Origin of the sequence: Allobosea sp. (assembly GCF_030695125.1) — a bacterium.
Taxonomy (GTDB): domain Bacteria; phylum Pseudomonadota; class Alphaproteobacteria; order Rhizobiales; family Beijerinckiaceae; genus Allobosea.
This window is the reverse complement of sequence record NZ_JAUYTP010000068.1, coordinates 232322-253384: the sequence shown is the minus strand read 5'-3', so window position 1 is coordinate 253384 and position 21063 is coordinate 232322. Positions and strand designations below refer to the sequence as shown.

Below are 21063 nucleotides of genomic sequence, written 5' to 3'. Positions count from 1 at the left end.
GAGTTGTCGAGTTCCGCGCCATGCATATCGCGCCGTCATTCCCGAATCTCTCGGTCCTCCTGATCGATCCGAGCCCGCATTACCGCCGCATCGTCCGCACGATGCTCTATCAGGCGCAGCTCAGCCGCATTTTCGAGGCGTCGGACCTCGCCTCGGCGGCGACGATGTTCATCCAGAAACAGCCCAACATCGTGATCCTCGACTGGGACCTGCCGGATAACGGCAGCACGAAATGCCTCGCGGCGATTCGCTCGTTCAAGACCTCGCCCTTCGCCAAGGCGCCCGTGCTGGTGATGATGGAGAAGCCGGACCGCCGCTCGGTCGTCCAGGCGGCGAAGCTCGGCGCCCATGAGATCATCACCAAGCCGATCTCCCCCAACAATCTCTGGCTGCATGTCTCGGGAATCATCAACATCCCGCGCAAGTACCGCGAGGCCAGCGGCAGCATCTCGCTGGTTCCGCGGGCGATCAGCAACAGCATGTTCTGACGCGGCCGACTCGGGGGGCACTGCCTCCCGCAAGGGCATCCGCGCGCCGCGAAAGCCCCGCACAGCGCCGGGGAGCGCCTGTTGATGTGGCTCTTTTGCCGCATTTGGCCGGCGTACGGCCTAAATGATTGACGTAACGTCGCATGGTTAGGGAAATTTTTACCACTTGGGCGCGATGTTGACTGGCGCAATCTTGGGTCGAGTCACATGGTCATCACCGTCTCCCTCCCTGCCTTCCTCGGCCGCTCGGAAGCGGCCACCTTCCGCAACCAGCTGCTCGTGGCGCTGGAGCAGAAGGAGAGCATCGCCGTCGAATGTGCCGATGCGGGCCCGTTTCCCAGCCTTTGGATCCAGTTGTTGCATTCCGCCGCCACCAGCGCCAAGGCGCGCGGTTTGTCGGTCTCGCTCAAGGCGGCTTCGGTAGAGTGCCGCGATTCCCTGCAGGCGATCGGGTTCGATCCCGCTCACAGCGCTCTCGTTCTGGAGTGATTTGAATGCGCATTCTTGCCATCGACGATACCAAGACCCTGCTCAGCTTGCTGAGTCTGACGTTGCGCAATGCCGGCCACGAGGTGGCGGAGGCGGAAAACGGTGAAGACGGCCTGGTCAAGTTCGACCAGTTCCGGCCCGATCTCGTGATCACCGATCTCAACATGCCCCTGATGGACGGAATCGAGTTCACCCGGGCTTGCCGGGCCCGTCCTGCCGGACAGAACACGCCGATCATCGTTTTGACGACCGAGAACGGCGCTGAGATCAAGGCCGAGGGCCGGCGCGCCGGCGCCAGCGCCTGGATGGTCAAACCCTTCGAGCCCAACACGCTGCTCGGCCTCGTCGCCCGCTACCAGAACTGAGGCTTGCGTCCATGGATCCGTTGGCTGAACTCAAGCAGACATTCTTCCAGGAGTGCGAAGAGCTCCTGGGAGCGCTCGAACTGCGTCTGCAGGCGCTGGACGAAGGCTCGACCGATCCCGAAGACGTCAATGCCGCGTTCCGGGCCATCCACTCGATCAAGGGTGGCGCCGGCGCCTTCGGCTGCACCGAGCTGGTGGCTTTCGCGCACGTCTTCGAAGCTTCGCTTGACCATCTGCGGTCGGGTCGCGTCGCGCTCGAAGATGCTCCGTTCGCGCTGTTCCTGCGCTGCTCCGACGCGGTCGCCGACCTCGTCTCGGCCGCCCGCAACGACGAGCCGGCCCGTCCGCGGCCCGACCTTCTGGCCGCGCTCGAGCAGGTCGGCAAGGCGCCCGGCGCGGCGCCCGCAGCCGCGCCGCCGCCGCCTGCCGCAGCTCCTGCTCCGGTCGCCGCACCCGCTCCTGCGGCCGACGCGCCCCTGGGCGTCGCGGCGCTCGGCAATCTGCTGGCGATGGTCGAGGCCAAGACCGCGTCGCCGTCGAATGTCGACGCGGGCTGGGGCGATGAGCCCGCCAAGCCGGCTTCGACCAAGCCCGGCCGCACGATCATTCTGCGAATCGCGCCCGAATCGGACTTGTTCCGCCGCGTGATCGAGCCGCGGGTGGTTTTCGCTTCGCTGCCGGCCGACGACATCGTTTCGATCGTCTGCGATCTCGGCCAGGTTCCCGCGCTCGAGACGATCGACGTCTCCGACTGCTTCATGCGCTTCGTCGTGACGATGCGCACTGAACTGTCGGTCGAAGACATCTGCAGTCGCTTCGACTTCACCCTCGCGACCGAAGAATTCCAGATCGAGGTGGTCGAGGACGCCGCCGCAGCCGCGCCGGCTCCGGCCGCCACCGCCGGGAATGCCGAGGTGTCCGGTTCGGTTGCCGCCGACCTGTCGGCGATCCTGGCCAAACTCGGCCCCGCCAGCCCCAGCAGCGAGGCCGCCGAGGCTGCGCCGGCCGCGCCGGTCGCGGTCGCTGCACCGGTCACGGCCGTGGTCGAGGCGCCCGCCGCCAAGGCTGCCGCCCGCGCCCCCGCCAACGATGCCGCCGCCGCGCGCCAGCGCACGGCCGTCAGCGTGCGTGTCGATCTCGACCGCATCGACAAGCTGATGAACCTCGTCGGCGAGATCGTCATCACCCAGTCGATGCTGGTCGAGTGCGTCCGCTCGCTGCCCTACGACGTCTACGCCAAGACCGCCGAAGGCATCCTGACCCTGTCGCGCCAGACCCGCGAACTCCAGGACCACGTCATGGCGGTGCGCGCGCAGCCGGTGAAGGCCGTGTTCCAGCGCATGCCGCGCCTGGTGCGCGAACTCGCCCAGACGCTCGGCAAGGAAGTGCGCCTCGTTCTGGAGGGCGAAAACACCGAAGTCGACAAGACGATCATCGAGGAGTTGGCCGATCCGCTGACCCACATGATCCGCAACTCGATGGACCACGGGCTCGAGACGCCGGAAGACCGCATCGCGGCCGGCAAGAGCCCCGAAGGCACGATCAAGCTCATCGCCGAGCACCGCGCCGGGCGCATCGTGATTTCGGTGACGGATGATGGTCGCGGCATCGGCCGAGACCGTCTGCTGGCGAAGGCGCGCTCGCGCGGCCTCGTCGGGGCCGACGAGAAGCTCGCTCCGGAAGAGATCGACCAGCTCATCTTCGCTGCCGGCCTGTCCACGGCCGAGGTGATCAGCGACGTCTCGGGCCGCGGCGTCGGCATGGACGTGGTGCGCCGGAACGTCGAATCGCTCGGCGGGCGCATCAGCGTCGACTCCGAGCCGGGCCGCGGCTGCAAGTTCACGCTCGCCCTGCCGCTGACGCTGGCCGTGCTTGAAGGCATGGTCATCCGCTGCGGGGCCGACCGCTACGTCATCCCGATCGCCAGCGTGATCGAGACGCAGCATCTCGCCTCGACGCCGATCGAGCATCTGACCTTCGGGCAGGAGGTTCTGCGCTGGCGTGGCGAGATCACGCCGCTGCATCGGCTGGGTGCGGTGATGGGCTCTTCGGGGACCCGCAACGAGAACATCATCATCATCGCGGAGACCGAGCGCGGCGACAATGTGGGCATCGCGGTCGACGAAATCGTCGGTCAGCAGCAGGTCGTCGTGAAGAGCCTCGAAGGCAATTACGGCACCGTCCATGGCGCTTCGGCCGCCACCATTCTCGGCGACGGTCTCGTCGCCCTGATTCTCGACGTCGACTCCATGCTGCGCCTCGCCGCTACCGGCGAGCGCCCCCCTGCAACCGAACTGAAACTGGCTGGATGACCATGACCCTGCAACTCGGCGAAAAGCACTTCTCGTCGGCGCAGCCGGAATCGGCAGCGCGCCGGATCGTCACCTTCAAGGTTGGCGACCGCACCTTTGGAATCGACGTCGGCATGGTCCGCGAGATCAAGGGCTGGCAGGCGACGACGCCGCTGCCGCATGCGGCTCCGCATGTCCGCGGCGTGCTCAACCTGCGCGGCGTGATCCTGGCGGTCTACGATCTGCGGACCTCGATCGGGCTGGGCACGACAGACGCGACCGCGACCCATGTCATCGTCGTCGTCGACATCGAGGACAAGGTCGCCGGCCTGCTGGTCGACTCGGTCTCGGACATCGTCGACGTGCCCGTCAGCGCGGTGCGCCCGGCGCCCGACCTGGAGCGCGACGAGCACGGCCTGATCGAGGGCCTCGTCCTGCTCGACACCGACATCGTCGCCCTGCTCGACCTCGCGGCGGTGATCCGCGACGGCGGTGTCGAAACCCCGATGGCGAAGCTCGCCCGCGCGAGCTGATCAACCGACCGATGGATGGCCCGAGGAGTGGCGTTGCATAAAGCGCGGGCCGAACAAGAAACGACAGCATTAATGGGCAGCGCCCTCGGCCACTCTCCGAAAACCGGTCTCGAACTGCCGCTGCTGCTCGCCGCGACCACGATGGTCACGGCGGGGACAGCCGGCATCCTGGCCTATCAAGCTGCCCTGGGGCTGACCGGACCATCCCTGCTCGGGCTCGCCGCCGCCGGCGTTTGTGTCGTGGGGCTCTCGACCTGGGCCGCGGGACGCCGCATCCAGCAGCCGATCATGCGGCTGCGCGAGGCCGCGATCCGCCTGTCGACCGGCGACATCGCTGAGATTCCCGCGCTCGACCGTGGCGACTCGCTCGGCGATCTCGCCCGCGCGCTCAAGGCGATGCACCTGTCCGGCGAGGAGGCCGCCCGCATCCGGGCCGCGCTCGACGGCTGCCGCACCAATGTCATGGTCTGCGACGGCGAAGGCCGGGTCGTCTATGTCAACGGCTCGCTGCTGCGCTTCTTCGGCGAGGCGCAGGAGGATTTCCGCGCGGCGTTTCCGGGCTGCTCGGCCAAGGACATGCTCGGCCGCGTCATGGAAAGCGTGCAGGCCAAGGCCTCGCTGCATCCGGGCGCCCAGCAGGCGATCCGCTTTGCGCTCGGACGGCGCACGGTTTCCCTGTCGCTCTCGCCCGTGATGCATGCCGATGGCCGCCGCCTCGGCACCGCCGTCGAATGGCTCGAGCTGACGGACGAGCTGGCCGCGGCCGCCGAGGTCGCCGACATGGTGGCGGCGGCCGTCGAGGGCGATTTCTCGCGCCGCGTGCCGGTTGCGGGCAAGCCCGACGCCCTGCTGCGCATCGCCGAGGGCATGAACGAGATCAACGGGCTGGTCGAATCGGCGATCGGCGAATTCGCGGCCGTGGTGGGAGGGCTCGCCGAGGGCGACCTGACCCAGCGCATGACCGGGACCTATCGGGGCCGCCTGGCCGAGCTGAAGGCCAGCCTGAACACGGCGCTGGCCCATCTCGGCGAGACGGTCGCGACGATCCAGGGCACGGCCGGGCATGTCGCCCGCGCAGCCGGCGAAATCGATTCCGGCGCGGGCGACCTCGCCGAGCGGACCGAGCAGACCGCCGCCAATCTCGAGGAAACCGCCGCGACGACGGAGCAGCTCGCGGCCTCGGTCAAGCAGAGTGCGACCCGTTCGCGCGAGGCGACGGAACTCGCCAACGAGGCGATGGGCGTGGCGCAGGACGGCAAGGACGTCGTCGTCAAGGCCGTCGGCGCGATCGAGCGGATCGAAAGCTCGTCGGAGCGCATTTCCGAGATCGTCTCGGTGATCGACGACATCGCTTTCCAGACCAACCTGCTGGCGTTGAACGCCGCCGTCGAGGCGGCGCGTGCCGGCGATGCGGGCAGGGGCTTTGCCGTCGTCGCCTCCGAGGTGCGCGCCCTGGCGCAGCGCTCGGGCCAGGCGGCCAAGGACATCAAGGGGCTGATCGTCACCTCCAACGAACAGGTCGGCGAAGGGGTCCGCTTCGTGCGCTCGACCGGCGATGCGCTGGAGCGGATCGTCGCCGCCACGGGCAAGGTTTCGGCCACCGTCGTCGAGATCTCGCGGGCGACCGCCGAGCAGGCGCACGGCATCGAGGAGATGAGCCGCGCCGTCGCCCATATGGACGAGACGACGCAGCAGAACTCGGCGCTGGCCGAGCAGAGCGCGACGTCGGCAACGGAGCTGATGAGCGAGATCACCACGCTGCGGCGGCTGGTGTCGTTCTTCCGGGCCGATGGCGCCGCCATGGCCCATGCCCAGCCTGTGCCGGCGCCGCAGCGGATGCTGATGGAGACGCCGCGGTCGATCCGGCCGGCGGCACCCGCGATGCCGGTGCGCATGGCTGCGAAAGCGAATGAAACGCGCCGGCCCGAACCGGCGGCAAAACCCCGGCTCGAGCCGCGCCGGCGTGTCGCCGGCGGCGGACGCGCCGATGACTGGGCGGAGTTCTAGTGGCAATGTCGAGATCGAATGCAGCCATGGCCCAGGGCCAGCTCACGGACGTCACGCTGACGCGCGACGACATGGGTTTCATCTCGAAGCTGGTCTATGAGCAGGCCGGGATCGTCATCCGCGAACACAAGGAAGCGATGACGCGCGGCCGCCTGGCGCGGCGCGTCAAGGCGCTCGGGCTGAACTCGGTCGCGGAATACTGCGCCTACCTGAAGACGCCGCAGGCCGCCGACGAGATTCCCGAACTGATCAACGCGGTGACGACCAACCACACCTCGTTCTTCCGCGAGCGCCACCATTTCGACCATCTGCGCAAGGACGTGCTGCCGCGTCTGGTGCAGGAGCGCGGCGGCCGGCGCGGGCGCATCCGGATCTGGTGCTCGGCGGCGTCCTCCGGGGAAGAGCCCTACAGCATCGCCGCGGTCTCGCGCGACGTTCTGGGCTCGCGCAGCGATGTCGACTTCAAGATCCTGGCGACCGACATCGACACCGATATCCTGATCAAGGCGGAAGCGGCGGTCTACTCGGCCGACCAGTTCGACAGGCTGCCCTCGGACGTCAAGCCGCTGCTCAAGGTCGAGGCCCATGCCGGCCGGGGCGAGGCGCGCATCACCGAAGACCTGCGCCGGATGATCTCCTTCAAGCGGCTGAACCTGATCGAGAAATGGCCGATGAGCGGCCCGTTCGACGTGATCTTCTGTCGCAACGTCTTCATCTATTTCGATACGCAGACGAAGGCCTCGATCCTCGATCGCTTCGTCACGCTGCTCGCGCCGGGCGGGTTCCTTTATCTCGGGCATTCGGAATCCCTGCCACAGCCTCACCCTCAACTGCGCCTGATCGGCCGCACGATCTATGAGAGACTGCCATGAGCGTCGCGCGTTCCTCCCGTCGCTATTTCGACCCACGTTTCGAAGCGAACATCATCACGGTCGCTCCCGGTGAACATGAGATCACCGCGGCCAAGGATGAGATCGTCGCGACCGTGCTGGGCTCCTGCATCTCGGTGTGCATGCGCGATCCGCAGGCCGGGGTTGGCGGGCTCAACCATTTCCTGCTGCCCAAGAACAATGGCGGCTCCGACGCCAATGCCGGCGAGCGCTATGGCGACACGGCGATGGAGGTGCTGATCAACGGGCTGCTCAAGCGCGGCGCGCGACGCGGCAATCTCGAATGCAAGGTCTTCGGCGGCGCACGCGTCCTGTCAGGAGCGACGATGCTGGCGATCGGCGACGGCAACATCGCCTTCGTCACCGAGTTCCTCAACCGGGAAGGCATCCCGATCGTCTCGAAGGATGTCGGGGGGACGCGCTCGCGACGCATCCACTACCAGCCCTCGACGGGGCGGGCCTGGGTCCAGCATGTCCAGTCGACGGCGCGCGATCCCGACCACCAGCAGGAAGTGGCGTATCTCAACCGGCTCAAGACCCAGCCCGTGGGCGGTGAAGTGGAGGTCTGGTGATGCCGATAAGCTCCCCCTCCGCCGCCAGCCCGGTCAAGGTCCTCGTCGTCGACGACTCGGTGCTGATGCAGAAGCTGATGACGCAGATCATCGATGGCGCCCCCGGCTTCAAGGTGATCGGCGTCGCCGGCAGCGCCGAAGAGGGCTGGGACGCGATCCAGGAGCTGCGCCCCGACGTGGTGACGCTCGATCTCGAACTGCCCGGCCGCCATGGGCTGAAGCTGCTGGCGCGCGTCCTGAAGCAGGACCCGCTGCCGGTGCTGATCGTCTCCGCATTCGGCGGCCCCGGCGCCGACAACACCATCCAGGCGCTGGAACTGGGCGCGATCGACTTCATCGAGAAGCCCGACGGCACGACCAACACGCTCGAAGGCTTCATGCGCCATCTCGTGGGCGCGCTGCAGCGTGCTTCGGCCAGCCGCCGGATGTTCGCCTCAAGGCGCGAGACGGCGCCGGCCCGTGTCCTGGCCCCGCGGGAGCCGGCGCGTGCCGGCGGCAAAGCCTCCTTCATCGCGATCGGGGCCTCGACCGGCGGCGTTCCCGCCGTGCAGGTCGTCATGCGCGATCTCGCGCATCTGCGCTTGCCGATCGCCGTGGTCCAGCATATGCCGCCTGGCTACACGGCCAAGTTCGCGGCGCGGCTGGCGACGGCGACCGGCCTCGACGTCCGCGAGGCCAGCGACGGCGACAAGCTCAAGCCCGGCATGGCGGTGGTCGCGCCGGGTGGTCCGCGTCATCTCGAGATCGAGGAGCGCCGTGGCGAGTTCGTCTGCGTTCTGCGGGAGGGGCCGCTGGTCAGCGGTCATTCGCCGTCCGTCGATGTGATGTTCCATTCGGTCGCGCGGAGCATCGGCGCTCATGCTATCGGCATCCTGCTCACGGGCATGGGCCGAGACGGCGCAGAGGGTTTGTTAGCCATGCGGAAATCGGGTTCCGATACGTTAATCCAAAGCGGGGAAACCTGTGTGGTAAACGGGATGCCGAAAGCGGCGTTCGAAATAGGTGCCGCCGACCGGGTTGTGGCGCTCGACCAGATTGGTGCGGCCGTCAGCAACCTGCTCGGTGAGCGGTCGCATCTGCGCACCGCGTAAGGAGATTTCGTGATGAAGGCGAGAAGCGAGTACAGGATCCTCGTTGTCGACGACCAGAAGAGCATGCGCGGCCTCGCGACGTATTTTCTGAAACAGATCGAGTTTCAGGACATCGACGAGGCCGAGAACGCGCGCGAAGCGCTGATGAAGATGCAGACCAAGCGCTATGATCTGCTGCTGCTCGACTGGAACATGGACGGCATGAGCGGCATCGATCTGCTGCGGGCCATTCGTTCGGTCCCCGAGCTCAACCAGATCAAGATCATCATGGCGACGTCCGAGCGGTCGGTCGACAAGATGGACGAGGCCACCTCCAACGGCGCCGATCATTACGTCGTGAAGCCCTACGAGCTGCGCGACCTCGAAGTGCGCGTGAAGAAGGTGCTGGCGCTCAGCTCCTGACGAAACGGGCTCGGCCGGTGCGACCGGCCGAACCGATCCGCATGGCCAATACGATGCGTGCCCCGGGCTGAAACGCCGCGGGGCACATCCGTTTCGGCGATCGCTTCGTATGTGCGATGATTGCATGAAGCGGGACGGGCGCCGTCCGTCCGCAGCCAGGAGGATCGGGTCATGACCTTGCGGCGTCGGGATGTCTTGAGTGGTATGGCGGGCGCCTGTGCGCTGCCGTTCACCGGTGCGGCGGTGGCGGCGCAGACGGCGCCCTCCGCCTCGTCCTTCACCTTCGGCAAGGCCGGAGGTGGTTCGCTGCCGCTGCAGGCCTATCGCGGTCGTCCGGTGCTGATCGTCAACACGGCGACGAATTGCGGCTTTGCCGGGCAGTTCGCCTCGCTCGAACAGCTCTGGCAGCGCTACCGGGCGCGGGGCCTGATGCTGATCGCGGTGCCCAGCAATGATTTCGGCGGGCAGGAGCCGCTGGAAGGCGCGGCGATCGCGGAGGCCGCCCGCCAGAGCCATGGCGCGACCTACGCCTTCGCCGAGAAGTCGGTCGTCAGGGGCGCCGAGGCGCACCCCTTCTATCGCTGGGCGGCGGCACAGAAGCCGGGCGAGACGCCGCGCTGGAACTTCCACAAGTATCTGGTCGGCCGCTCCGGCGAACTCCTGGGCGGTTATTCCTCGCTGACCGATCCGATCGGCCCCCAATTGGTGCGGGCCATCGGGCAGGAATTGCAGGCGGGCTGAGCGTCGCGAACATGGCTTGCGGATAGGCGGCTGGCATCGATTTCGCTAAGCCGGTCAGGTTGCTACGCCAACCCTTGTCCAGCCCGCCGCCGAGGTTTTCCATGTCCCGCATCCTGACCGTCGCCGCCGCCCAGCTCGGGCCGATCCAGAAGGCCGAGGGCCGGGCCGAGGTCGTCGCACGGATGCTCGCCCTGATGGACGAGGCCAAGGCCAAGGGGGCCGATTTCATCGTCTATCCCGAGCTGGCGCTGACGACCTTCTTTCCGCGCTGGTATCACGAGGACCGCGCCGAGGCCGATGCCTGGTTCGAGGCGGCGATGCCCAACCCGGCCGTCCAGCCGCTGTTCGACCGGGCGCTGGCCCATGGCATGGGCATGAGCTTCGGCTATGCCGAGCTGACCCCGGAGGGGCAGCATTTCAACAGCTCGATCATCGTCGACAAGAGCGGCGCGATCGTCGGCAAGTACCGCAAGATCCATCTGCCGGGCCATGTCGAGTATGATCCGGACCGGACGCATCAGCATCTCGAAAAGCGCTATTTCGAGCCCGGCGACCTCGGCTTTCCGGTCTGGCGCACGATGGGCGGCCTGCTCGGCATGTGCATCTGCAACGACCGGCGCTGGCCGGAGACCTATCGGGTGATGGGGCTGCAGGGCGTCGAGATGGTCGTGCTCGGCTTCAACACGCCCTCGGTCAACTCGCAGAAGGGTGGGGAAGGGCTGGCACAGCGGCTGTTCCACCACCGGCTCTCGGTGCAGGCCGGCGCCTACCAGAACTCCTGCTGGGTCGTGGCCGTCGCCAAGGCGGGCGACGAGGACGGCCACCACCTGATGGGCGGCACGCTGATCGTGAACCCCGACGGCGAGATCGTGGCCGAACTCGAGGGCGAGGCGGACGGGATCATCGTCGTGTCCTGCGATCTCGACGACACCCGTTTCGGCAAGGAGACGATCTTCGACTTCAAGCGGCATCGCCGGATCGAGCATTACGGCAAGATCACCGCCCAAGTGGGCGTGGTCGAGCCGGAGTGAGGCGATGAGCGCCTTCACCGTCGCCTTCTCCGAGATCGCGCCGCGCGAGCGCTACAAGCTGCTCTGCGCCAGCGTCACGCCGCGCCCGATCGCGCTCGTCACCACCCTCTCGGCCGAGGGCGTGGTCAATGCGGCGCCGTTCAGCTTCTTCAACGTCTTCTCGGAAGACCCGGCGCTCGTCGTGCTCGGGCTCCAGCACAAGCCGGGCAACAACCCCAAGGATACCACTCGCAACATCGCGGCGGCCGGCGAATTCGTCGTCAATCTCGTCGACGAGGCGCTGGCCGAGGCGATGAACATCTGCGCGATCGATTTCCCGCCCGAGGTCAGCGAGATCGAGGCGGCGGGCCTCTCGCTCCTGCCCGGCGTCAGCATCGGCGTGCCGCATATCGCGCAGGCGCCGTTCGCGCTGGAATGCCGCAAGACCGTGTCGATGGCGTTCACGCCGACGCGCGAACTGCTGATCGGCGAGGTCGTGCGCATCCATGCCCGCGCGGGGCTGGTCGATCCGGCGACATTGCGGGTCAGCCTGAGCGACTACAAGCCGGTGGGGCGGATGTTCGCCGACGGCTATTCGCGCCAGAACGACCGCTTCGACCTGAAGCGCGGCACCTATGCGGAGTGGCTGGCGACGCGCGGCGGCTGAGGATTCAGCCTTTCGGCTTCTGTCCCGGTCGGAACGCCACGATGACGGCCGGGTCGGTCTCCAAATAAGGACCTTCGATCAGGTCGATGCAGTAGGGGATCGCCGGCATCACCGCGTCGAGGCATTCGGCGATGGCGCGGGGGCGGCCGGGCAGGTTGACGATCAGGCTGCGGCCGCGAATGCCCGCGGTCTGGCGCGACAGGATGGCGGTGGGCACCTTGGCGAGGCTGACCTGCCGCATCAGTTCGCCGAAACCCGGCATCGGCTTCTCGATCACATCCTCCGTCGCCTCGGGCGTGACGTCGCGCGGGGCCGGGCCGGTGCCGCCGGTGGTGACGATCAGGCAGCAGCCTTCTTCGTCGGCGAGGTCGATCAGGGTCCTGGCGATCACGGCACGGTCGTCGGGGATGACCCGGGCGACCGGCGTCCAGACCGAAGCCAGCGCCCTGTCGAGATAAGCCCTGATGGCCGGGCCGCCTTCGTCCTCATAGATGCCGGCGGAGGCGCGATCGGACACCGTGACGATGCCGATCCTGATCGCGGTGGTCATGAGCTGGGATCCTTGTCGTGTCGGTCCGGCGCAGATGTCGCCGATCGCCCGGGCCGGCGCCACCGATTTCTCGCGGGGTCAGCGCCGCAGGCGGGCGCGCATGACGCGCAGGCCTTGGCGCAGCTTTACCGCTGCCTCGGGCAGGCCGGGCCGGCTGCTGCCGAGGCGCAGCACGGCGTTGCCCATGGCGCGGCGCTCGCCCCAGATATAGGTGCCGGCGTCGACCCCGTCGCCGGCGCCGCTGTCGAAGAGCGCCGGCGGCGTGCCTGCGAAATCGGCCTGGAGCATCGCGATGGTCAGGGCCCGGCCCGGCGAATGGCGGGCTTGAATCTCGTCATAGGCGATCTTGAGGAAATGCCGTGTTCCGGCGCTTTCGACCAGCAGTCCCATGGCGAGGGGGTGCCCATCGAGCGTCAGCGTGTCGATCTGCAGCGAATCGGTGGCGGCGAATTGCGCGGCGAGGCTGTCGAAATAGGCGTGCGCCTGCGGCAGGCGAGCGATGGCGGTGCCGGCCTGCCCCTTCCAGCCGGCCGCCTCCAGCGCCAGGAACTGCGGCAGGGCCTCGCGGGCCGCCGCGCCGCGCCGACGCTGGAAGTTGACCTCGCCCTGGCGGGCGATGGCGCGAAACTGCTGCATGCGCTTCTTGTAGCTCTGGCCGAGCGTGCGCCGCAGATAGCGCTCGGCATCGTCGCCGGGCTGCGGGCGCATCACCGGGCGCTGCCAGCGTTCGGCGACGGCCAGGCGGCCGCCGCCGGCGCGGCAGGCCTCCTGCAGCGCGGCGAAGCTCGGGCCTTCGAGCGGGAGCAGGGGCAGGGCCAGCGTATGAGGCAGATCCCCCGCCGCCCGGATATGGCGCAGCATCGCCTGCATGACGTCCTGGGCGCGGTCGGCGTCGAGGACCGGCAGCGAGGAGACCTCGTAAAGCGGCAGGAGCGGCGCGGTCAGCACGGGGGCAAACCCGCTGCGGCCATCGCGCTGGCGGCGCAGCGCCCAGAGCCCCGCGAGACGCTCCGAGCCCAGGGCCTCGCTCAGCCAGGCGGCGAGGATGACGATGCCGTCCTCCGGCAGGACGATGCGGGCAGCCGCGACGGCGGCCGGCGCCATATGCGGATTGGGCTCGCAGGCGCGCGCGGCCAGTGCAGCGAAGGCTGGTCCGTAACCCGCGTAATCGGCGGGCCTGATGCGCCGGACGACGATGGCCATGGTCACGTCCTGCGGCCGTCGCGGCGACGGTCGCGCATCTCGCCGCGCAGCGAGAGCACGAAGGCGATGACCTGCGCCGTGGCCCGGTAGAGTTCCTCCGGGATCTGGTCGTCCAGCTCGACCGCCGAGAGCGCCTGCGCCAGGACCGCATTCTCCTCGATCGCGACGCCATGCTCGCGGCCGGTCTGGACGATGCGCTGGGCGAGTTCGCCGCGACCCTTGGCGGTGACGCGCGGCGCGCCCTGGCCATCATATTCGAGCGCGACCGCGATCTGGCGGGGGGAGGGCGCCGGGCTGGTGGGGCTCCTGGGTGCGGTCATGACATCTTGTCCAGAAACTGGCCGGCGGTGGGCTGGCTTACCCGCGGCTGGCCGGTGTGGATGTCGATGGCGCGGTTTTCGAACTGGGCGTCGGCCAAAGCCGCTTCCAGCCCCGGCGAGGCGCCGCGCAGCAGCTTGCTGGTGTCCTCGCGCTCGGCCCAGAGCGTGATGCCGACGCTGCGGCCCTGCAGGGTGACGACGCCCTGCAAGGGGCCGAGAGGCTCCACGTCGAGCGCGAAGCGGACCCGCCAGAGCGGGCCGGCCGACCCCTCCGCCTCGCGGCGCGGCGGCTCCTTCTCGATCTGCAGGGGCAGCGTCGTGGCGCCGTTCTGGAAGGCGAGCGGGATCTCGGTCAGCCAGCGCTGGCTGGCCTGCGCCTCGGCGCGTGAGCCCTCCGGCGGGAGCGAGGCGTATTGCGACAGCGTGATGCGGTCGAGCGCGGCGTCGGTCTGCTCCAGCAGCGTCCCGACGATGGCGAGCGGCTTGTCGCCGGCCGACAGGCTCGCCTCGGCGATGGGCGGTGGAAACAGCGCGCCATCGCGCCGGGGCGGCGCCGGTCGCGCGTTTGGGTCGGTCGTCGGCAGGGGCAGGTTCGCCAGGGCGGCGCCCGTGGCTGAAGGCGCGGTCTTGCCGGCCGGCGCAGCCAGCGCCTGAAGGAGCGGCGCGAGATGATCGCGCAGCGCCTGCAACCCTGCCTTCAGGTCGCCCGGCGGCGGGGTGCCGCCCTGTGCCTGATGCGCCTCGAGGAACAGGCCGGAATTCTGGATCGCCGTCTTCAGCATGGGCGCGGTCACGGCCTTGCGCTCGACCGGCAGCGCCTGGGCGAGAACCCGGTCGACCAGCGTCAGGATCGGCCGGGGCAAGGTCAGCGAAACGGAACCGTCGGCGAGCGCCCGCATATTGGCCAGGAGCGGCGCCATGCTGTCCTGCCGCGCCAGCGCCGGCCCCAGCAAGGGGCCCGCCAGCGTGCGCGGCGAAGCGGTCGGGCCGGTCTGAAGCGTTGGTCCCGCCTGTGGCGCCGGGTTCGTTCCCGCGGCCGAGGTGGATGCCGCGGTGCTCGTTCGCAGGGTCGCGCTCTGCGCGCCGCTTGGCGCTTGGAAGGGGGCGCTGGGTAAGAACGGCGCGCCGGATAAGGCCGTGGCGGTGCCTGCGCCTGCAGAGGTGGCTGACGGGAGCGCGGCAGGGGCGGGCGCTGCCGCCTGACCGGATAGGGTCGCGGAAGGAACGGGAACGGAGGCCGGCACCGGCGCTCCCGCGGGCGTTGTCGGTGAGGTCGGGGCCTGTGATGATGTCGTGGCCGCATTCTGCGCGCCCTGCACAGAGGGTGGTCGCACTGCGACGAGGGTTGCCTGCAGCGGGGCGGTCGGATCGGCTCCGGCGTCGAGCCGCAGGACGAGCGTCGCGCCGGGCTGAAGCGCAGCCTGCTTGGCGACAGGGCCGGCGAGGATGAGGGAGAAGGTCTCGGCGCCGAGCTGCGCCGTGGCCGTGCCGTCGCCCGCCAGTGCCAGCAGGCGCGCCTCGACGGTCTTGCCCGCGACCAGCCCGGTCGTCGGCGCGAGCGCCTGCAGCAGCGTGGCCAGGGTCTGGTTTTTGGCGAGGGTGGCGAGGTCCATCGGCTCCAGCCGTCAGGGCAATGCCTGACCCTGCCATGAAAGGTTAAGCATTTCCTTGCGGTTAGGCAGGTTGCCCGCGCCGTCGTCGGCCAGCGGCGCACGGCTTGCAGGGCGCGGCTGCGTCAGCGGCGCTGGCGTGCCGGGCGGGGCTGGGGCAGGCTCGGCGCAGCAGGGAAGACGGCCGTGCCCCGAGGCCGGCCGCGCGTTTGCGACGGAGCGTTTCGATGGATTATCGCCAGCTGGGCCGCTCGGGCCTGAAAGTGTCGCCGATCTGCCTGGGCACGATGATGTTCGGCGGTGCGACCGATGAGGTCGGCTCGCGGGCGATCGTCGATCATGCACGCGAGGCCGGGGTCAATTTCATCGACACGGCGGACGTCTACACCGAAGGCCGTTCGGAGGAGATCACCGGGCGCGCGATCGCGGCGTCGCGGCACGACTGGGTGCTGGCGACGAAGGTCGCCAACCCCCTGGGCCCGGGGCCCAACCAGGGCGGGCTTTCGCGCAAATGGGTGCTGCAGGCCTGCGACGACAGCCTGCGCCGGCTCGGCACCGACTTCATCGACATCTATTATCTGCACAAGGAAGACCATGCGACGCCGCTGGTCGAGACGATGCGGGCGATCGGGCACCTCGTCGCGCAGGGCAAGATCCGGCATTTCGGCGTCTCGAACTACCGCTCCTGGCGCCTGGCCGAGATCTGCCGTCTCTGCGACGATCTCGGCATCGACCGGCCGATCGTCAGCCAGCCCTATTACAACGCGATGAACCGGATGCCCGAGGTCGAGCATCTGCCGGCCTGCGGCTATTACGGGCTCGGCGTCGCCTCCTATTCGCCGCTGGCGCGCGGCGTCCTGACCGGCAAGTACGAGCCCGGCGAGGCGCCGCAGCAGGGCACGCGCGCAGCCCGCGGCGACAAGCGTATTCTGCAGACGGAATGGCGCCAGGAGAGCCTCGTCATCGCCCAGACGATCAAGCAGCACGCCGCCGCGCGCGGCATGACGCCGATCCAGTTCGCGGTCGCCTGGGTGCTGAACAACCGGTTCCTGACCGCCGCCATCGCCGGGCCGCGCACGCTGGAGCAGTGGCAGGCCTATCTCGCGGCGCTGGAGGTCTCGTTCAGCGCCGAGGACGAGGCGCTGATCGACGGCTTGGTTCCGGCGGGCCATCCCTCGACGCCGGGCTACAGCGACCCGGCCTATCCGCTCGAAGGCCGGCCCGCGCGCACGGCTGCGTGATCGGGCGGCCCGGCATTTGCCTTGTCGCTGCAGCGCACCTAACTGAGCGCGATCGCGCCGGGTGGGCGGCGCGAGCTGGACGGAGAGGCAGATGGCAGTCGAGGGCCTTACCGGCGACCTGATCAAGGTCGTGAGCCTGCTGGGTGCGGGCGTCGTCGCCGTGCCGCTGTTCCGGCGCCTCGGGCTCGGCTCCGTGCTGGGTTATTTCACCGCGGGCCTGGCGATCGGCCCCTATGGCGTGGGCCTGTTTCCCAACCCCGAATCCGTGCTGCATGTCGCCGAACTCGGCGTGGTGATGTTCCTCTTCATCATCGGGCTGGAGATGCAGCCGTCGCGATTGTGGAACCTCCGGCGCGAGATCTTCGGGCTCGGCGTTGCGCAGGTCGCGCTCTGCGGGGCGCTGTTGACGGGCGTCGGCTATGCCTATGGCCTGCCGCTGCCGGCCGCCTTCATCGCCGGCATGGGCTTCGTGCTGTCGTCCACCGCCGTCGTCATGCAGATGCTGAACGAGCGCGGCGAGACCTCGACGCCGCAGGGCCAGCAGGCGGTCTCGATCCTGTTGCTTGAAGACCTCGCCATCGTGCCGCTGCTGGCGATCGTGGCGCTGCTTGGCCCGGTCGGAAACCCCGGAGCCAATGGCTGGGTGTCCTTCGCCATCGCGGCGGCCTGCGTCGCCGGCCTCGTGCTTGCCGGGCGCTATCTGCTCAACCCGATGTTCCGCCTGCTGGCGCTGGCGCAGGCGCGCGAGGTGATGACGGCGGCAGCGCTGCTGGTCGTGCTCGGTTCGGCGCTGGCCATGCAACTCGGCGGGCTGTCGATGGCGATGGGGGCGTTCCTGGCCGGCGTGCTTTTGTCGGAATCGAGTTTCCGTCATCAGCTTGAGGCCGATATCGAGCCGTTTCGCGGCATTCTGCTCGGGCTGTTCTTCCTCGCGGTGGGCATGTCGCTCGATCTCGGCCTGATCGCGCGGCAATGGGTGCTGATCGGGCTGGCGGTGGTTGCGTTCATGAGCGTCAAGGCGCTCGGCATCTTCATCGTCGCCAAGCTGTCCAAATCGTCGACGCGCGAGGCGATCACCCGGATCTCGCTGTTTTCTCAGGGCGGCGAGTTCGCCTTCGTCCTCTATGCGGCGGCGCTGTCGGCTGGCCTGTTCACGGCGCAGATCAATGCGGTGGCGAGCGCGACGGTGATCCTGTCGATGGCGCTGACGCCGCTGCTGGCGATCGCGCTCGACCGCTTCCTGCCGCCCGAGGCGGCCTCGCTCGACGGGGTCGATCGTGCCGACGGTCTCAATGGTCGCGCGCTGATCATCGGCTTCGGCCGCTTCGGCCAGGTCGCGAGCCAGGCATTGCTGGCGCGCGGCTTCAGCGTCTCGATCATCGAGGTCGATGTCGACCTGATCAAGGTTGCGGCGGAGTTCGGCTTCAAGGTCCATTACGGCGACGGCACGCGGCCGGAAATCCTGCACGCGTCGGGCGCCGAGCGGGCCGAGGTCATCCTGGTCTGCGTCGACAAGCGCGAGACGAGCAGCCATATCGTCGCGGTGGCGCAGGAGGCGTTTCCGCATGCTAAGCTGTTCGTGCGCGCCTATGACCGCGGCCATGCGATGGATCTGATCCGCGCCGGCGTCGACTACCAGATCCGCGAGACCTTCGAATCCGCGATGGCCTTCGGCACGGCCGTCCTGCTCGGCATGGGCGTCCCGGCTGACGAGGCGGCCGAGATCGCCGAGGATGTCCGCCGCCGCGACGCCGAGCGGCTCGACCTCCAGGTCGCCAGCGACATCCATGCCGGGTCCGATCTGCTGCGGGGCAATGCGCCGGTGCCGGCTCCGCTGACCAAGCCGAAAGCGGCGGGACAAATCCACGGCAACATGCCCGACGATCTCGGTTCCCTATGACGCGATCCGCGGAGCGGGGCCGCAGGGCCCCGGGCCTTTCGTTCCGTTTCGTCAGTTTCCCGGCAGCACGATCATGGTCGGCCTGGCCGGCAGCCCGTCCTTGGTGACGGTGATCACCGGCTGTTCGCGTCGCTCGACCGGCCAGCTGTCCTGCGAGCGGGCGAGGAAGCGGCTGAGCGTGCTGCCGCCGAAGAAATGCATGGGGATCATCACCCGCGCCTGCAGCGATTTCAGCACCTCGAGCATGCCCTCCTGGTCGAGGGTATAGCTGCCGTCGACCGGGAAGAGCACGACATCGACGCGGCCGAGCGCGCGCAGATGGCCGGGCTCCAGCGGGTGGTGCAGATGGCCGAGATGGGCGATGCAGAGGTCGCCGATCTCGAAGACGAAGATCGAATTGCCGTCGAAATCGGTGGAGCCCGAATAGGAGCGGATGTTGGTGGGCACGTTGCGCACGCGCATGTCGCCCATGGTGACGTCATGCCTGGCGGCGCCGCGGCCGGTCGGGTCCCAGCCCGGCAGCAGCTGCTTGATGCCGGGGTCGGGGTTGCGCGAGTTATGCGTCGAATGCGCCTTGTTCATCGTGGCGATGTCGGGAGTCACCTGCGGCCGGACATAGTCGTTGTAGTCGGTCGCGACCTTCACCCCGCCGGCGCTCTCGATCAGGAAGGTGGCGTGGCCGACGAAGGTGATGCGGACCTCGTCCTTGCCGAGATTGGCCATAGTGAGGTCGCGCGAGGCGAGGTTGACGCGCTGGATCGGCAAGCCCAGCGACGCCATGTCCGGCCGGCAGCCCGGGACATCCGCCTGCGCGCGGGCCGGGGCGGGGCCGAGCCACATCGCGAGCAGGGCAATCAACCCGAGGCGAAAACCGGTCCCGAACGTCGTCGCTCGTCGCATCGCTCTCCTCCTGCCGCTTCGGCCCGGCCAATGTGATGCATGGTCCGGGCCGAAGGGAAGCAGGCCGACGCCGCGATGTCGCGTTTGTGAAAGCGCCGGCGCGGGATCGGCGCCTTTACTTGGCCAGGCCGAGGTCCTTGAGCACGGCGTTGCCGCGCTCGGTGAAGGTCGTCGCATAGGCCGCGAACTCGCCCGGCTTGTCCCAGACCGGGGTGATGCCGCGATCGGCCATCGCCTTGCGGACCTCGGGCCGCTGCATGGTGCGCTCGGCCGCCTCGAACAGGATCTTGCGGCGATCGGCCGGCACGCCCTTGGGCGCCGCGAGCGCGAACCAGTTCTGGTAGGTCCAGTCCAGCCCGGCTTCCTTGGCGCTCGGTACGTCCGGGAAGTTCGGGTGGCGCTCCTCGGTCATCATCAGGATGGTGCGCACGCGCCCCGCGTCGAGCATCGCCTTGGCCTCGATCGGCGAGCCGGTGAAGACGCTGATGCCGCCGGAGGCGAGATCCTGCAGGGCGGGCGCGCCGCCGTTGCTCGGCACCCAGCGCACCGCGTCGGGGGCGATTCCCGCCGCCTTGAGCAGGCCGCCCGAGGCGATGTGCCAGGAGCCGCCGACGCCGGTGCCCGAAGCCATGAAGGTGCCCTTGGGGCTGTCCTTGACCGCCTTGATGTAATCGGCCGCCGTCTTCAGCGGACTGTCGGCCTTGACCGTGACGCCGGCCGGGATGAGCGAGACGCGCGAGAAGGAATCGACGCTGTCGATGGTGATGTCGCCGAGGCCGAGCGTCTTGAAGAAGGAGATTTCCGGGCTGATGCCGCCGACGGTGTAGCCGTCGGCCGTGGCGTTGGCGATGGCGCTGTGGCCGGTCAGGCCGCCGCCGCCGGTGCGGTTGACGACATTGACCGGCTGCTTCAGCTCGGCCTCGTAGCCGGCGGCGAAGATGCGCATGACGGCGTCCATGCCGCCACCGGCGGCCCAGGGCACGATCAATTGGACCGGGCGGTCCGGGAAAGCCCAGCTCGGGCCGGCGACAGAGAGCAGGGCGGCCGCGCCGAGCGCAGCCTTGACGATGGTCTTCATGGTCCCTCCCCAGGGATGGCCGCCGGCTTGGTCCGGCTGGTCCTGGGGCGAGCTTAGACCGCTTTCCCGCAGTCCTTCAAGATATGCTGCATACAGTGTTCGGTGTTCAGGCGGCGGCTTGGCATCTGGCCTCTTGGGACGGTCAGGGGCTGTCGGGCGTCACTGTCTTTACTGTGACCTGCGCCTCCGCCAGACGCCGGTAGAGCCGCTTTCGCCGCAGCAGCGGCAGCCAGTCGTAGAGGAACATCTCGGCCGGGCGCCAGATCACCACCCAGCCGATGATCACGAGGCTCTCCTGCACGATGCGGGCAAAAGGCCCGTCGAAGGCCTTGGTCAGCGCGAAGCTGATGGCGAGGCAGAAAGCGAGTCCGGCAAAGCCGATCAGGAAGGCGCGCCGCCCGTCGCGGAAGTGCTCACGCAGGGCATGGCCCTCTGACCGGGTCTTGGCGGCAAACCAGCCCGTCAGCGCGGTCGCGAGGTCGGGGCCGGGCGGGCCCGCGATCTCCGCTGCCGGCAGGTGGATGGTGATGGCGATGGGGGCGTCCTTCGGCAGGTCCTGCGCCCATTCGACGATATAGCGCTCGGCCTCGGCCGAGATGTCGCCCTCGCTGAAGGGGAAGGGGTCGAGCGTGTTGAAGAGCTGGGCGCCGTTGGCGAGGCGCAGCTCGATGGTGGCGTCGCCCGGGGTGCGTGTCATGTCCGTTCAGCCTCGCTC

Annotated in this window: 22 protein-coding genes; 15 read left to right on the top strand and 7 right to left on the bottom strand. The window is 68.6% G+C overall.

Going from position 1 to position 21063, the window contains the following annotated elements:
- Positions 1-20 precede the first annotated feature (20 nt).
- From Q8S38_RS20895 to Q8S38_RS20835, 13 genes are all read left to right on the top strand, one after another.
- Positions 21-488: a response regulator gene (locus Q8S38_RS20895; protein WP_305682265.1), complete on the top strand. Its 468-nt coding sequence runs from the start codon at positions 21-23 to the stop codon at positions 486-488.
- Between the two features lie 207 nt (positions 489-695).
- Positions 696-977 (top strand): STAS domain-containing protein, encoded by a 282-nt coding sequence (locus tag Q8S38_RS20890; protein ID WP_305682264.1) that lies wholly within the window; start codon positions 696-698, stop codon positions 975-977.
- Between the two features lie 5 nt (positions 978-982).
- Complete coding sequence (locus Q8S38_RS20885) at positions 983-1342, top strand: response regulator (protein WP_305682263.1); 360 nt, start codon at positions 983-985, stop codon at positions 1340-1342.
- 11 nt (positions 1343-1353) lie between these two features.
- Positions 1354-3654 carry a chemotaxis protein CheA gene (locus Q8S38_RS20880; protein WP_305682262.1) on the top strand — a complete coding sequence of 767 codons (2301 nt, stop codon included), beginning with the start codon at positions 1354-1356 and terminating at the stop codon, positions 3652-3654.
- The gene (locus Q8S38_RS20875; protein ID WP_305682261.1) at positions 3651-4166 is read left to right on the top strand and encodes a chemotaxis protein CheW; all 516 of its coding nucleotides are present in this window, start codon (positions 3651-3653) and stop codon (positions 4164-4166) included. Before Q8S38_RS20880 ends, Q8S38_RS20875 begins: the two co-directional genes overlap by 4 nt.
- Before the next feature lie 72 nt (positions 4167-4238).
- Positions 4239-6173: a methyl-accepting chemotaxis protein gene (locus Q8S38_RS20870; protein ID WP_305682260.1), complete on the top strand. Its 1935-nt coding sequence runs from the start codon at positions 4239-4241 to the stop codon at positions 6171-6173.
- A gap of 26 nt (positions 6174-6199) precedes the next feature.
- Positions 6200-7045 (top strand): CheR family methyltransferase, encoded by an 846-nt coding sequence (locus tag Q8S38_RS20865; protein ID WP_305682259.1) that lies wholly within the window; start codon positions 6200-6202, stop codon positions 7043-7045.
- Positions 7042-7635 (top strand): chemoreceptor glutamine deamidase CheD, encoded by a 594-nt coding sequence (locus tag Q8S38_RS20860; protein ID WP_305682258.1) that lies wholly within the window; start codon positions 7042-7044, stop codon positions 7633-7635. The genes Q8S38_RS20865 and Q8S38_RS20860 overlap by 4 nt, the downstream gene beginning before the upstream one ends.
- Entirely contained in the window at positions 7635-8726 is a 1092-nt protein-coding gene (gene cheB / locus Q8S38_RS20855; RefSeq protein ID WP_305682257.1) for a chemotaxis-specific protein-glutamate methyltransferase CheB, read from the top strand. Before Q8S38_RS20860 ends, cheB begins: the two co-directional genes overlap by 1 nt.
- A 12-nt stretch (positions 8727-8738) precedes the next feature.
- A complete protein-coding gene (locus Q8S38_RS20850) occupies positions 8739-9128 on the top strand; it encodes a response regulator (RefSeq protein ID WP_069055903.1) in 390 nt (129 codons plus the stop codon).
- Between the two features lie 171 nt (positions 9129-9299).
- The gene (locus Q8S38_RS20845) at positions 9300-9869 is read left to right on the top strand and encodes a glutathione peroxidase (RefSeq protein ID WP_305682256.1); all 570 of its coding nucleotides are present in this window, start codon (positions 9300-9302) and stop codon (positions 9867-9869) included.
- 101 nt (positions 9870-9970) lie between these two features.
- Positions 9971-10900 carry an N-carbamoyl-D-amino-acid hydrolase gene (locus Q8S38_RS20840; protein ID WP_305682255.1) on the top strand — a complete coding sequence of 310 codons (930 nt, stop codon included), beginning with the start codon at positions 9971-9973 and terminating at the stop codon, positions 10898-10900.
- A 4-nt stretch (positions 10901-10904) separates the two neighbouring features.
- Positions 10905-11546 carry a flavin reductase family protein gene (locus Q8S38_RS20835; RefSeq protein WP_305682254.1) on the top strand — a complete coding sequence of 214 codons (642 nt, stop codon included), beginning with the start codon at positions 10905-10907 and terminating at the stop codon, positions 11544-11546.
- A gap of 4 nt (positions 11547-11550) precedes the next feature.
- Here Q8S38_RS20835 and mog read toward each other — a convergent pair whose 3' ends face one another.
- The 4 genes from mog to fliK all read right to left on the bottom strand — a co-directional run bounded on the left by mog (position 11551) and on the right by fliK (position 15232).
- Positions 11551-12096, bottom strand: coding sequence for a molybdopterin adenylyltransferase (gene mog / locus Q8S38_RS20830; RefSeq protein ID WP_305682253.1), 546 nt, complete (start codon positions 12094-12096; stop codon positions 11551-11553).
- 78 nt (positions 12097-12174) lie between these two features.
- Entirely contained in the window at positions 12175-13299 is a 1125-nt protein-coding gene (locus Q8S38_RS20825) for a GNAT family N-acetyltransferase (RefSeq protein WP_305682252.1), read from the bottom strand.
- A 2-nt stretch (positions 13300-13301) separates the two neighbouring features.
- A complete protein-coding gene (locus Q8S38_RS20820) occupies positions 13302-13619 on the bottom strand; it encodes an EscU/YscU/HrcU family type III secretion system export apparatus switch protein (RefSeq protein ID WP_305682251.1) in 318 nt (105 codons plus the stop codon).
- Positions 13616-15232, bottom strand: a complete 1617-nt coding sequence (gene fliK / locus Q8S38_RS20815; protein ID WP_305682250.1) for a flagellar hook-length control protein FliK — start codon at positions 15230-15232, stop codon at positions 13616-13618. The genes Q8S38_RS20820 and fliK overlap by 4 nt, the downstream gene beginning before the upstream one ends.
- A 224-nt stretch (positions 15233-15456) precedes the next feature.
- On the opposite strand from fliK, the gene Q8S38_RS20810 reads away from it, so the two are divergent.
- Both Q8S38_RS20810 and Q8S38_RS20805 read left to right on the top strand, forming a co-directional pair.
- Positions 15457-16470, top strand: coding sequence for an aldo/keto reductase (locus Q8S38_RS20810; protein ID WP_305682249.1), 1014 nt, complete (start codon positions 15457-15459; stop codon positions 16468-16470).
- Positions 16471-16561: 91 nt separating this feature from the next.
- Positions 16562-18370: a monovalent cation:proton antiporter-2 (CPA2) family protein gene (locus Q8S38_RS20805; RefSeq protein ID WP_305682248.1), complete on the top strand. Its 1809-nt coding sequence runs from the start codon at positions 16562-16564 to the stop codon at positions 18368-18370.
- A 51-nt stretch (positions 18371-18421) separates the two neighbouring features.
- Here Q8S38_RS20805 and Q8S38_RS20800 read toward each other — a convergent pair whose 3' ends face one another.
- From Q8S38_RS20800 to Q8S38_RS20790, 3 genes are all read right to left on the bottom strand, one after another.
- Entirely contained in the window at positions 18422-19270 is an 849-nt protein-coding gene (locus tag Q8S38_RS20800) for an MBL fold metallo-hydrolase (RefSeq protein ID WP_305682247.1), read from the bottom strand.
- A gap of 115 nt (positions 19271-19385) precedes the next feature.
- Positions 19386-20348 carry a Bug family tripartite tricarboxylate transporter substrate binding protein gene (locus tag Q8S38_RS20795; RefSeq protein ID WP_305682246.1) on the bottom strand — a complete coding sequence of 321 codons (963 nt, stop codon included), beginning with the start codon at positions 20346-20348 and terminating at the stop codon, positions 19386-19388.
- A 142-nt stretch (positions 20349-20490) separates the two neighbouring features.
- Positions 20491-21045, bottom strand: a complete 555-nt coding sequence (locus tag Q8S38_RS20790; protein ID WP_305682245.1) for a hypothetical protein — start codon at positions 21043-21045, stop codon at positions 20491-20493.
- Positions 21046-21063: the final 18 nt, after the last annotated feature.